Annotated in this window: 11 protein-coding genes; 5 read left to right on the top strand and 6 right to left on the bottom strand. The window is 45.4% G+C overall.

The features are described 5' to 3' along the window. Positions 1 to 133: 133 nt before the first annotated feature. The 4 genes from ACFQ2O_RS14475 to ACFQ2O_RS14490 form a co-directional block, all read right to left on the bottom strand. Entirely contained in the window at positions 134 to 1,279 is a 1,146-nt protein-coding gene (locus tag ACFQ2O_RS14475; RefSeq protein ID WP_377528923.1) for a family 43 glycosylhydrolase, read from the bottom strand. Next, positions 1,219 to 1,500, bottom strand: a complete 282-nt coding sequence (locus tag ACFQ2O_RS14480; RefSeq protein ID WP_377528898.1) for a hypothetical protein — start codon at positions 1,498 to 1,500, stop codon at positions 1,219 to 1,221. Before ACFQ2O_RS14480 ends, ACFQ2O_RS14475 begins: the two co-directional genes overlap by 61 nt. A 154-nt stretch (positions 1,501 to 1,654) precedes the next feature. Beyond that, positions 1,655 to 1,975: a beta-xylosidase family glycoside hydrolase gene (locus ACFQ2O_RS14485; RefSeq protein ID WP_377528901.1), complete on the bottom strand. Its 321-nt coding sequence runs from the start codon at positions 1,973 to 1,975 to the stop codon at positions 1,655 to 1,657. Positions 1,976 to 2,397: 422 nt separating this feature from the next. Beyond that, a complete protein-coding gene (locus ACFQ2O_RS14490) occupies positions 2,398 to 4,242 on the bottom strand; it encodes a cystathionine beta-synthase (protein ID WP_377528904.1) in 1,845 nt (614 codons plus the stop codon). Positions 4,243 to 5,104: 862 nt separating this feature from the next. On the opposite strand from ACFQ2O_RS14490, the gene ACFQ2O_RS14495 reads away from it, so the two are divergent. Then, a complete protein-coding gene (locus ACFQ2O_RS14495; protein ID WP_377528906.1) occupies positions 5,105 to 6,346 on the top strand; it encodes a glucuronyl esterase domain-containing protein in 1,242 nt (413 codons plus the stop codon). A 381-nt stretch (positions 6,347 to 6,727) separates the two neighbouring features. Here ACFQ2O_RS14495 and ACFQ2O_RS14500 read toward each other — a convergent pair whose 3' ends face one another. Both ACFQ2O_RS14500 and ACFQ2O_RS14505 read right to left on the bottom strand, forming a co-directional pair. Continuing rightward, positions 6,728 to 7,123: a hypothetical protein gene (locus tag ACFQ2O_RS14500; protein ID WP_377528910.1), complete on the bottom strand. Its 396-nt coding sequence runs from the start codon at positions 7,121 to 7,123 to the stop codon at positions 6,728 to 6,730. Positions 7,124 to 7,139: 16 nt separating this feature from the next. Beyond that, complete coding sequence (locus ACFQ2O_RS14505) at positions 7,140 to 7,598, bottom strand: hypothetical protein (RefSeq protein ID WP_377528913.1); 459 nt, start codon at positions 7,596 to 7,598, stop codon at positions 7,140 to 7,142. Positions 7,599 to 8,512: 914 nt separating this feature from the next. Between ACFQ2O_RS14505 and ACFQ2O_RS14510 the strand changes: the two genes are divergently transcribed. The 4 genes from ACFQ2O_RS14510 (at position 8,513) to ACFQ2O_RS14525 (ending at position 13,310) form a co-directional block, all read left to right on the top strand. Then, positions 8,513 to 9,052, top strand: coding sequence for a serine acetyltransferase (locus ACFQ2O_RS14510; protein ID WP_377528915.1), 540 nt, complete (start codon positions 8,513 to 8,515; stop codon positions 9,050 to 9,052). A 588-nt stretch (positions 9,053 to 9,640) separates the two neighbouring features. After that, complete coding sequence (locus ACFQ2O_RS14515) at positions 9,641 to 10,417, top strand: metallophosphoesterase family protein (protein WP_377528917.1); 777 nt, start codon at positions 9,641 to 9,643, stop codon at positions 10,415 to 10,417. A 119-nt stretch (positions 10,418 to 10,536) separates the two neighbouring features. Further along, positions 10,537 to 11,361, top strand: a complete 825-nt coding sequence (locus ACFQ2O_RS14520; protein ID WP_377528919.1) for an FRG domain-containing protein — start codon at positions 10,537 to 10,539, stop codon at positions 11,359 to 11,361. 353 nt (positions 11,362 to 11,714) lie between these two features. After that, positions 11,715 to 13,310 (top strand): peptide chain release factor 3, encoded by a 1,596-nt coding sequence (locus ACFQ2O_RS14525; RefSeq protein ID WP_377528921.1) that lies wholly within the window; start codon positions 11,715 to 11,717, stop codon positions 13,308 to 13,310. The last annotated feature ends 187 nt before the right edge of the window (positions 13,311 to 13,497 follow it).

A 13,497-nucleotide genomic window follows, 5' to 3' on the forward strand; every position in this document is an offset into this window, starting at 1 on the left:
GCTTGGCATGATTACAGGAACTCAGAATTTTCCCTTTTACAAATTATTGCAAATTTTGGCAGCCACTTCCTTAGTTGTTATTACTCCAGCGAAACCTACTCGGCTCATTTTCAAAATACTCTTACTAAAAAGACTATTCTGAAAACATCCAATAGTCAAAAAACAAGATGTTGTTTGCCTCTTTTCCTTTGAAAACAAAATATACATCGTGGATACCTGTTACCTTTTTAACATTACACGATACCAAGGCCCACCGGTCACTTCCTCCGGTAAGGGGCGCTTTAACGGTTCCTATTAGTTCTCCTTCTACACTGCCCAATCTGACTTCCAGGTTCACTTCAGTATTATGCGTTGTACCAAGTCTGGCAGTGAATTTAGAGGCTCCCGTTTTCCGGAAATCGACGTCTTTTACTTTGGTGTAGGCACCGTTACGTAGGGCCGTCACGAATACACCAACTTTTTCATGCTGCATGGACTTGACCCCTTCAGACCAGGCTATGGTCTCCGCCTCGTTCATCACAAACGGGTTTAAAGGAGTCAAGCTCTTGGTAACTCCTTTCGTCATTTTCATGGGCTGGATGGTACCATCCTTTTTGAACGTCACCTCCTCCACGCTTACGGAGCGGGTAAAGCCGCCGCCGCCAGGCAGGGCCCCGTTGTGGTAGAAGAAATAGGTTTTCCCCTTAAAATCTATGACGCCTGGGTGGTTGGTAAAACTGCTGCCTTCGGTAGGCATTAAAACACCCTGGTATTTCCAGGGGCCGGTAGGGCTGGCGCTGGTGGAATAGCCGATGTGCTCCGGCAGGGGGCCTGCTGCAAACAGCAGATAGTACAACCCTTTGCGCTTATAGAGCCATGGGCCTTCTTCATAGGTGGTTGGCCGCTCCAGACTGCCTTCGCGCTTGCCAAACGATTCAACTGTGTTGGGAACTTGCACGATTTCGCCCTGGTAAGAAACCATATCTTCGTTCAGTTTGACGTAGAAACTCTTCGGGTTGCCCCAATAAAGATAGGCCTGCCCATCGTCATCCAAGAAAACCGAAGGGTCAATGTCCCCACCTCCGCTTTGGATCAAGGGTTTGCCCAGCGGATCTATGAACGGCCCGTACGGACTGTTGGCAACCGCTACCCCAATGGCCATTTGGTTATCATGGGTGGTTAACGGAACATACATGTAAAACTTACCTCCCCGTTCTATGCATTGCGGGGCCCACGCATTTATTCTTGCCCAACTGAAATCGGAATAGGCCAGTATGGCGCCATGCCATGGTCTGTCCAGTTCACCATGTCATCGGTGGTATACAACTTCCAGTCATTCATGGTAAACCAAGTAGAACCATCTTCATCGTGGCTGGTGTACAGGTACAGCTTATCGTTGTATACCATGGGTGCCGGGTCGGCTGTATAGGCGGTTTGAATGATGGGGTTTTGCGCCTGAGCGAGAAACGACACCAGACAGAAAGCACACACCAGACTGGTTGCTGTGAATATGTTGTTCATTTTTACGTCTAAATTTTTTAAAGCTACCTACAGGTTACGAAGTAGGTGGGCTGGAATAAACATACTTTTATAATTCTGTAAGCGTTTTATATACAAACAGTTGTAGGGCATAGCGAGCCTGTTGCTATTAAGTTCATGTTGTTAAAATTGTTAGTTATTCCACTGCTGTAATCTGATGTTGGATGCGAAAAAAATCAAAATCCACTTGGCCACCGTGTGTTTTGGTGGCGTAGTTGAACAGCCCGAAGCGATACCCCATAAAGTGCGGAATGGTGCATGCCATCTTCAGTGATGCCCCATTCTTAACCCATGCCTTCCCATCCAGGCTGTCATAGAAGTTCGTCACGTCTTTGCGGTTACTGAAATTACCCGCTGCCTTTAGGTACACCTTTTTCTGTCTGAGAGGCACTTTCTCCTGCTCTACCGGACTACCCGATTGGGCATTGACCACCACAATAGATTTAGAATGCTCCATATAGGTTGTTTATTTGGTAGTGGTCTACAATGTATGATAAAATAGAAGTTGCTACAAGTGGAGAAGGGTGGGAAATAAAAATTCCTTCACTCAAGTATAAGGCGGTTCCGATCTATACATGTGCTGTGTATTCATCTCATTTAAAAAACATCATACATTGTAGACCACAGCCTAAAAAACGCACTACTACCCGGCTTTCTACTAAGATTCTTCTGTCATAAATAAAGCTAAGACCGCCCCCAACTTGAACAATACAGGAATTTATCTATTTCCCGCCGTTGTTGGTATTTTCACCAATAACCAGTTCACTTAAGTAATAGCCTTAAAAAGGCGTTAGCCGCTATATCACATCGCACAAGCGAGTAACATAGCGGCTAACACACGTTTAAGCTGGCTCTGGTATGACACCACCTCCACCAGCCTTAAATCTGCTCTACAAAATCTGCAAAGACTTTTTTATGAAGTTCAAGATCTAAGTCCGGGGACAGTGATACGCGGGCAATGTAATCTTTGTCGGCTTCTTTGGTGGTGCCTTGCGTGGAAGTGGCAGGTATGGTCCAGTAGCACCCTTTTAGCTGGCCGTAGCTCACGCAGTATTTGCTTTCATGAGGGATTTCAGTGATCATCATATTGATCAGTTTATTATTGAGGTCCCGCTTGTAGGCTTCCCTTTCTTCAGCTGTGTTTCCCTTTGTAGGCAAATCCAGCGAAAACACAGATGGCGTAAACCCTTGTTCTGCCAGTTCTTCTGAAACGAAATTGATTTTGGCCTCCGGTAAGGTATCCTTTATAAAGTTTACAAACTCTCGCGTATTCCTGTAGGCAGCCTCAATGCGCTGGTTCATGGACGGCAGCTGTTCTGCCAGTATTTCCATCTGATGGTCGGTTGCCTCGTTATCGCAAAGCCTCAGGTGCTTGTCTATTTTATTCAGCAAAGCTTCGGCTTTGGTGTTTGCGACACAGTAACCGGCAGTAGCTTTTCCGCCACTCGGGAACTTAGATCCGCTGGCATATGAAATGCTCCTGATCGTGGAGAGGATTCCGTCTTTACCAACAAACTGCACATTCGGGCAGAACGTTTGGTCTAGTATAAATACCGGATCAACAGCAACACTTTCGGTTGCCGTCTTACGCGCTTTGCTCAGCGCTTCTCTTAACTTTTCGAGGTCTGGAACCTCCACTCTTGGGTTGGTTGGGATCTCAGCGATAATGTAAGGCACAGCATCCTGGCTGGCAATCTTCACCAGCACCGTGTCTATACTTTGCACCATGTCATTCTCTCCATCTACGAGTAGATCCACCACTTCCACATTATCCAGAATAGCAGCTATGCGCCTTGCCTGGTCGTTGGTGCCGCCATAGCAATTTGGCGGAACAACAAACTTGATGGCTTTTCCCGGGTGCTTTTCCAGGGCATCATGCACAAGCCCCATCATGATCGCATATTGCATGGACAGTCCGGAAGAACCAACCAGAGCGTCTGCATTTGTGCCGGTAATGCTTTTGAGTAAATCCAGCACCTGTGCTTTGTTAGCTGCGGCATCACGATGCTCCTTACCGGAAGTATATTTTCCGATCAGTTGCTGTAAGGCAGCGAAACTATTGGCCGGTGTCATGGCTATACTTTCTCTCCTTCTGACATGCTGGATTTCTGACACGTAACCATTGTTCTGTTTCCCGTTTACCAGTAAAACACTTCCAAGATCAACGTGCATACTTACATAGAAATCAATTTGTGGGGTGAGGGTAGCTTGACCAACTTCAGCCTCTTGTGAGAAGAAAACGGTGCTGCCGTCAAACGCAGGAACATCTTCTGCTTTCTCAACACGCTTTAAATCGAAGGTATACCCATACACACGCTCCAGTACTTCAGCGTCAAAGTAGGCGGGTAATTCGCCAGTATAAACAATTTGGGTGTTCTTATGCGTTAGCAAATTTTTCCTGAGAACGGCCAAAACAGGCATCGTCCGGGAGGAGAAGCTGATGACATTTTCCGGCTTCAGGTTGTGTAAGCTGGCAATTGCCCACTCCAGGATTGAAGACAAGGGATGACCTAAGCGGATATAATCGAAAGCAGTCGGTAAAGCACTAAGTGTCGCTGTTTCCGCATTACGGGCTTCAAACAAGGCCTCAAACTGCTCCAGGAATTGGGTTTTGGCTAATTGTTCATTATATATATCCAGTCGATGAGTTGTTAGCCTCAACCAGTCAGCTGGCATGTTTTCTAATACGTCTTGAATATACTTCAGCACTTTACTGTTTTCCATAATATTTGTATTGAGATAAGCCCTTAAAATAGATGGCTCAAATTTATCAAAAAAATGCTACACCACATTTGTCATAGTGTAGCACGCTGCCCGTCTAATGGCAGACCTTAACCGAATACTACTAAACAACACATTAGGTGTTATGTTCATTGCCTTCACGTAGGTGCAGCTGTAACGCAAGAAACGGTAGGCAGACCATCATGGCGCAAGCGTCCGCTTGTGTCTTTCTTTGCCAAAGGCAACCTTACATCCCCAACAGCAACATGACGATCTACTGAATTGGCCTGTAGCCAAAACAGTAGCAACGTAAGCGGACGCTTGCGCTATGATAAATATGTATTTATGCTGCATGCATACCTGCTCAACGTTAGCCAATAGCCGCCCACCGAAATACCACCTCCACCCTTAAAAACTTTGCTTCTACCCAACATTAAAAAACTATCTAAACATCACACAAGAAATATAATTTTTCTGCAATAAATTTGTGCAATCGGTTGCAAACCATAACCAGAACACCTCGTAATACACTTATTACCAACGGCTATGCATCCTGCTACTCTTCCTGTTCTTAAAGGAAGGCAGAGGTATATATTTGCCACCATCACCAGATTTTTTAGCCTTTGCGGTAGCCTCAGGTGCTCCGCTGGCTAATTGTTTTGCGATGCATAGGAGAGGCTGAAAGCAGGCTTCTATACATCATGTTAAATTGACAAAGTACTTGTGGAGCTGTGCTGTGAATTTAGCGCCTGCCAGCACTTGAAAGGATGTGCAGCAGGAGCTATAAGGTGTAAGCAACATGCGCATCTTTAAAAGATGAACCCCCAATTTTTTAAAGTTTATATGTCAACTAATTAAAACGATTATGAAAAGAAACCTATCCCTCCGAATGTCATTTCTGGGTATTATGGCGATGGTTGCCTCTGTCACGGCGAGCTGTAACGAAGATGTTGTGTTTGATCCGAAACTGCCAAGATGCGAAGTTCCGGAAATGCCTTCTTACGAGTCTTTGCCGAGCATTGAAAAGCTTCCTGACCCTTTCAAGTTTATGGACGGTTCGCGCGTGGACAGCAGAAGAGACTGGGAATGCCGCCGAGCTGAAATAGCTGCCCTGGCCCAGGAGTTTCAGTATGGCTACAAACCAAGTACGCCTTCTTCGGCAACTACAGGATCAGTTAACGGCGACACCCTCACGGTAAAGGTGAACCAAAATGGCGCCTCGATCTCCTTTAACTGTACCATTACCTATCCCACCACCGGCAGAAAGCCTTACCCGGCAGTCATCGGCATTGGAGCTTCTAACCTGAACAATGCCGCGCTTCTGAACATGGGAGTGGCTATTATCAACTTCCCTAACAACCGCATAGCGGAGCAGCTAAATGGTAGCTCACGCGGAAAGGGCTTGTTCTACGAGGTGTTTGGAAGCGACCACTCTGCTTCGGCAACAATGGCCTGGGCATGGGGCGTGAGCCGTGTGATAGACGCATTAGAGAAAATGCCAAGAGCGAACATCGATGCAAGGAAGCTTGGCGTTACGGGCTGTTCAAGAAATGGGAAAGGTGCCCTGGTGGTAGGTGCGTTCGACGAGCGTATTAAACTAACTATACCTCAGGAGCCGGGTGCCGGCGGTGCCGCCAGCTGGCGCATATCTGATGCGCAGAAAGAAGCAGGCAAAAACGTACAGACACTGTCTCAGATTACAGGCGAAAACGTTTGGTTCCGTGAAGATTTCTCCAGATTCAGCAACACGTCTGACAAGCTCCCATTTGACCAGCATAGCGTTATGGCCCTGGTTGCTCCGCGCGCGCTGTTGGTTATAGAAAACACATCGATAGATTGGTTAAGCCCTCAGAGCTCCTGGACTACAGCCCACGCAGCACACAAAGTATGGCAGGCACTTGGCGTGCCGGACAATATGGGCTTCTCACAGGTGGGTGATCACTGGCATTGCCTGTTGCCTGAGTCTCAGCTACCGGAGCTGACAGCCTATGTAGATAAGTTCCTGATCGGACGTGGTACCGGCAACACTGCCATCATGAAAACAGACGGTGGTTTCGCAACTAATGAGCAAGAATGGATTGACTGGACAGTGCCGACTTTAAAGTAAAAGGTTCTTCTAAGACTGAAACGCCGGGGATAGTACGGACAGCTTGCTGTTCATACTATCCCCGGCGTTTTTTTTGTTAAGGTGAAGTGCGATATAATTCTATGCAAATCAAATTATACTCACCCATGCCGCAAGTTTAACATTAGCGCAACTTGAGGCCAGTTTGTAAAGGCGTTCCTTTCATTCCTATACTTCCGCAAGTTGCAAACTTGCGGAAGTATATTCCCACAAGTTACCGCTTCGCTCAAACTTGTGGGATACTTGGTATCATCATAGCAAAGCAAGATGTAAGCCTCCAGTAAAAGCATCAGCTACTATTATTATAGCCATCCTAGAGGCTAATGTGATGTGCAGACTATATTCTTTTTCTCTATTAGGTATTCACTCCGCACACCCCATGTCTATTATAAATTCTTTGTTTACAGTATCATGAACTACTTTAGCTTTCAAACTATCAAGCTGCTTTAAAATAGAATCACCCTCACTTATGTATTCATATAGCCCACTCTCATCATTTGTCAGGATTAACAGATATGTTTTATAATGAGAATTCAACTCGCCTGTTATTCTCAACGTCTTGTAGTTGTGGTTCAAGCTATCTAAATATTTGCTGTCTATAACGCCACTCCAAAACTGCGCCCGAACAGTTTCCTCATCATCACACAGGCTGTAGTTCGTAATCTTGTCACTATTGAATATCATAAGTTCGACACTAATATAACCTACTGCTCCCAAAATCAGCCAAACTATTGTTCCTTTGTATTTTCTCCCATTCATAAAACTTTTACAATTATTATTCGACTGCCTTTGTCTTCAAGGGTTCAGACACCTTAACCTTCCAGTTGGATTCCTGAAGGTTCTCTACAGTTAAGTTATACTTATTTATATATAGTTGCTTCTTCAGAATAGTATTCCAGCTGAAGGATTCAAGGACACCTTTAGTAAAAATAAAAACCCTCAGCGTACTGTCTTCACAGTCATTGTTGATGAAGTCTTCCCAAGCATCCTCGCCTATAATCTGAAGATGCGTACTATCCTTGGGAAGGATAAGATTCCTTGACACATCCCAAACTGTATCTCCTCCCTGAACTTCGAACGAATAATTATAAGGAGATAGTCCATCAAGAGAATCAGTAGTAGAAGTTCTGTAAAATAACATTCTGTCAGTATTATTTATAAGTGTCAATCTACTATCAACAGGATCACACCCGATGATGCTAAAGCCAAAGAGAATTAATATTAAATACTTCATAGCAAGACTTTATTACCTGTGTCTACAGTTCATAATAGGTTCTACTGCTTGCTTTGAGCGGCAACCGTTTGGAAAGAAATCTGACCTCACACTCTTCTTATCCTGCCATGATGGTTAAAAGCTGCTTTGCCAGAACCCTCTACACTCGAAATTAGCTACCACAAGTAACCCTACTCTCAAACATCAGCAGATACTTGGTAGCGCATCTTGATTTTATTTTATCTCTCAATTCATCAAACCACTCTTTCTTCCACTAGCAAACAAAACATAAAATTGCATTAAAACAACAAAACTATATGATAATTAAAAAATAGCTGTACTTTTTATATACACATGGAATTAAAGCCGAAGCTCAAATGTATGCTAGTTGAGTTTTCAACTTTTAGCCAAAGAAGAATTTTCATAGTTGTTAGGTTTGTTTGTTTACGAAATGAAAGGGTAGCCCATGGCTGCCCTTTTCTTTTATAAAACAGCACCCCGTAACAGCTTAAGTAACAGCAAGTAGAACCAGCCATCAGTTGCTTCCAAGCAGCCTTGATATAAGGTTAGCATTTCCTGCGTGCTCACGCCTGTGTCCAAAGAACCTGCTGCCCATATACTGCAGAAACAAGTGTTTCTAAAAGATAGAAGAAATATTTCTCATAAAAGAAGCAAATTTCATGTAACTCCCTGCAACGACTTGCCGTAAAAAGACACGGCTAAAAGTTGAAAAGTTTTATATAAACTTATCATAAAAAGAAAGGCTCCCAGACGGGGAGCCTTTCTTTTTTTTGTTGTACACACCCTCTTCTGCAGCAGCTGATGTACGCTTACGCTACTTGGTATTATACATAAATACGCTACAATTCAGCGGGCAACACTAGCCCATCATCTACCGTAAAGGCAATTCAATATAACCTGTTACTACTATAAACATGTCATACCTGTTCCAGGATTGGGCGGTAAATAAGGGCAATCTCAAAGGCAGACTCGTCATGGTGCTGTTTCGGTTAGCACATCCCGCCTCTTTTAATAAATTCTTCAGAATACTCTGGCTCCCTTACCTGATGTTTTATAAGCTTCTGGTAGAGTGGTTTATGTGCATCGAGTTACCCCATTGGACGACAGTTGGCAAAAACTTTTACCTCGGTCACGGACATGCGTTGGTCGTAAACGGGTGTTCGGTGATAGGTGAGAACTGCTTTTTCAGGCACTCTACTACGCTTGGTAATGTCCGCAAAGAAGACGGCTCCTACTCTGGCTCCCCTATCATAGGCAACAACGTAGAGTTGGGCTCTAATGTGTGCATCATCGGAGAGGTAAGAATCGGCAACAACGTCCGCATTGGGGCTGGCTCTGTGGTGGTAAAAGATATTCCGGACAACTCAGTGGCCGTAGGAAATCCTGCCCGGGTAATCAAAACCCTTGCACCGCTTCATCAAGAACGGCAGCAGGAACCGCAGTTATCGTCCTGATAATAATTGTATAAGCTTTTAATACAGAGCCGTATTGCATGCGGCTTCTGCCTTTTTCTTTCATTCCACACCGGGTAACATTTCATCACCCTACCCCAAACCTGGCGGCATAGCAGGTATGTTCGCGCGCCATTGCTTTTACCTAACGCCAAGTATAAAAAGCTTCCCTATACTTGAGAAGTATTTGCACCGGCATCCTATGAAGTAGCTAGCTCTTTTTCCTCCTCCTGCATCTCGTTGTTTTATAAGTAATCAGTTTGTACGGCTTCGGCAAACATATAACCTTGTAATCCAACAATAAGCGATATCAAACAGCGTCCCTCCTCTTTCAAAAGCATGCGGGTGCATCATGTTTCATTCCCTTTGAACAAAGCGCTGGATGCCCGCCATACTATTGTAATTAACATCACATTAAGCTAAAATCCGTTATAGGCAGAAGGCAGCACCACACGAAACAAAGTGCTGCTAAAAGCCGAAAACCAAGGATGCGATGGCCAAGGGTAATTTTTAGCATGGCAACAAAAAAGCACTAATAACAGAATTATAGCAGGAAGAGACATTCTTGTATCATACAAAAACTGAAGCAAAATGAGTTTAGACGATAATGCACTTCATGTGTCGGCGCGGTCAAACGATGCCGGCAAACTGAGAATAGCCGCTGTGGGAGACATTCACGTACACGAACAGGACCAGGGCAAATGGACCGATTTTTTCAAGGAAGTATCAGAGAAGGCAGATGTGCTTTTGCTGTGCGGCGACCTGACTGACACCGGCAAAGAGGCTGAGGCTGAGGTGCTGGCAGAAGAAATCAAAGCCTGCACCATCCCCATACTGGCCGTGCTGGGAAACCATGACTACGACCACGATCAACTCAAAAAAATACGCAAAATCTTCTCTAAAACTGAGTTACAGCTGCTTGATGGCGATTTCACTGTTATCGGCAATGTGGGTTTTGCAGGTGTGAAAGGCTATGGCGGCGGGTTTGACAAGTATATGCTGGGCATGTTTGGCGAAAGGCTGAACAAAGACTTTGTGCAAGAAGCCGTAGATGAATCTCTTAAACTGGATGCGGCATTAGCCCAACTGGATAGTGAACATACCGACATGAAAAAGGTGGTACTGATGCATTATGCGCCGATCAAAGCCACCGTAGAGGGCGAGCCCGAGGCCATACATCCGTTTCTGGGATGCTCCAGGCTAGAGGAGCCATTAAACCGACGCAACGTAGTAGTTGCATTCCATGGCCACGCCCATGTTGGCACGCTGGAAGGGGAAACCTCTACAGGAGTAAAAGTATACAACGTATCTAAGCCTGTACTACAGCAAGCCGGATACGAGACTCCTTATTTCCTTCTTGAAGTTTAACACGCTGTTTCTGTTCTAATATCTGGTATATTGTTTCAGCAACATACTTGCTGCCAAACACCATTGCCGTTGATAAATGTGAAAGAAATAGAAGCATCAACCTAACATACTTGTTTTGAATGGAGCAAACTGCAATCAATAGTCATCAGGAAAAGGATATCGTTGTAAAATCCTGGGCAGAGGCTCAATCAGCACTCTTCGACCATAGCTGGAACGACCAGATACATCGGTTTCGCTCCAACTATGTGTTTCGGGGCACGGCCAACAAAGACCATAGTTTGTCTACCAGCATCATGCGCATTGGCAGCAACTATGCGCAGCTCGAACCTCACCTGTTGCGTAATTTCCGTAAGTATGCGCACAGCAATGCCGCTCCCGGCGACTCCGTTTGGAACTGGCTAGCCGTGGCACAGCACCATGGCCTGCCCACGCGGCTGCTGGACTGGACCTACTCTCCCTTGGTTGCGCTGCATTTTGCCACTCAGGATCTGGACAGATATCATGAAGACGGAGTGGTCTGGTGCCTTAACTATGTTAAAACCAAGGAGCAGCTACCGGAAGCTTTAAAAGCTGCCCTAGAGGGTGCTGGCAATGTTTTTACGCCCGAGCTGCTGCAGCCTGTTTGCCCTACACTAGATGCACTAGGCTATTTTCAGGAAGAGGAGTATGTTCTTTTTCTGGAGCCGCCGTCTCTTGATGCCCGGATTGTGCACCAGTATGCGCTTTTCTCGCTAATGTCTAACGTCAAAACCAACCTGAGCGATTGGCTGCTTCAGCATGATGATCTTTACTATAGAGTGATAATTCCGGCAGAAGTTAAGTGGGAGATCAGAGATAAGCTAGACCAGGCAAATATAACGGAGCGCGTTCTTTTGCCCGGGCTTTCAGGCTTAAGCAAATGGCTAAAACGGCATTACACGCACAATGACCTGCCGGATTTATAAAAGGTAGCCACAGGCTTCAGCACCAGAAAATATACAATGTTACCATGCATACAACTACAGCAAAGAGCGTTGCAGTGGTCAAAAACTTTAGTTTCTAAAACCACTAAAGCCTGCCATCTATACTTGCTTTGAACGGTTGCGGCAACGCTGAAAAGCTTGCCGCAACTACCAGTTACATTCCTTTGCCAACTCGCGCGTAAGTTCGTACCTTTACTGCCTGAGAATTGCTATTATGTCCATAGCATTCCTACTCCCCCTTGATGTATTTTTCCTGATCAGGCCTACTTATAGGCCCTTCTTTAAATGATTTATTCACTTGGCCATATGGTCAGTTATTATGATATGTAGGCTTTATGGTATCAGATGAAATCCTGCGAAGGCGAACCTTTGCCATTATCAGTCACCCGGACGCAGGCAAAACAACGCTTACCGAGAAACTACTCCTGTTTGGAGGAGCCATTAGCACGGCCGGAGCCGTGAAGAATAACAAAATCAACAAGTCGGCAACTTCCGATTTCCTGGAAATCGAAAAGCAGCGCGGTATCTCGGTAGCTACCTCGGTAATGGGTTTTGAGTATGCAGGGCACAAGGTAAACATACTTGACACGCCTGGTCACCGGGATTTTGCCGAGGACACCTACCGCACCCTTTCAGCCGTGGATAGCGTGATACTGGTGGTTGACTGTGTGAAGGGTGTAGAAGAGCAGACACGTAAGTTGATGCAGGTTTGCCGCATGCGCAATACGCCTGTTATCATTTTCATCAACAAGTTAGACCGCGAAGGACGTGATCCTTTTGAGCTGTTGGATGAACTGGAACAGGAGTTGGATATCCATGTACGTCCGCTCAGCTGGCCTATCGGTATGGGCAGCACGTTTAAGGGTGTCTATAACATCTATGATAAGGAACTGCGCCTGTTTACTGTAAATAAGACAAAGCTTGCAAAGGATGTTGTAGCCGTAGGAGACATTTCTTCACCGATTATAGATAATACCGTTGGTGCCACCTTTGCTGCACAGCTTAGAGACAATGTTGCTTTCCTGGAGGAGTATTATGAAGGGTTTGACCTGGACCTGTACCGTGAAGGTTATCTGGCTCCGGTTTTCTTCGGAAGTGCCAGCAACAACTTTGGTGTGGGCGAGCTGCTGGACACCTTTATTAAAATTGCTCCCTCGCCTACGCCAACGGAGGCATCGCAACGCGAGGTTTTGCCAGAAGAAGAAGCTTTCAGTGGCTTTATCTTTAAAATTCACGCAAACCTCGACCCAAACCACCGCGACCGCATTGCCTTCTGCCGCATATGTTCCGGCAAGTTTGAGCGCAACAAGCTCTACTATCACACACGGCTAGATAAAAAAATCCGTTTCTCCAGCCCTACCAGTTTTATGGCAAACGAGAAAAGCCTGCTGGAAGAAGCCTGGCCGGGAGATGTAGTAGGACTTTACGATACCGGCTCCTTTAAAATCGGAGATACTTTAACGGAGGGAGAGGTGCTGCAGTACAAAGGCATACCAAGCTTTGCCCCGGAGATATTTAGGGAAGTGGTGAACAAAGACCCTTTCAAAACGAAACAGTTGGAAAAAGGAATACGCCAGCTAACAGATGAGGGCGTAGCACAGCTATTTGTGCAGCAACCCGGTAGCCGCAAGATTATCGGAACTGTAGGTGAGCTGCAATTTGATGTGATCAAGTTCAGGCTTTTGCAGGAGTACGGCGCCTCCTGCGACTTATACAGCCTTAATTATTATAAAGCCTGCTGGATTACCACAGAAGATAAAGACCTGTTGGCACGCTTTGTATCTCTTAAAGGCAGCCACATTGCTTACGACAAAGACAACAACCCGGTGTTCTTTGCTGAAACGGCCTGGGTGCTACGATCTGTGCAGGAGTCATATCCAACTTTGAAGTTTCATTTAACATCAGACTTTAAATTTGACTCTGTGAAATAGGTTTATACTTCAAGCCTAAGGCTGAACAGTAGAAGAAGCCCAGCAGGTTTATACCTGCTGGGCTTCTTTTATACTTGAAAGAGCATGAGCCTGGTATAAATTCCACCTCCCTGCATGGCAGCATACTAATTTACTTTAGCTTTTTAGCTCCTCCCGCACAAAATTCACTGCCACCTTTCACAAGTAG

The sequence above is a fragment of the Pontibacter rugosus genome, from assembly GCF_042678745.1.
Classification (GTDB): domain Bacteria; phylum Bacteroidota; class Bacteroidia; order Cytophagales; family Hymenobacteraceae; genus Pontibacter; species Pontibacter rugosus.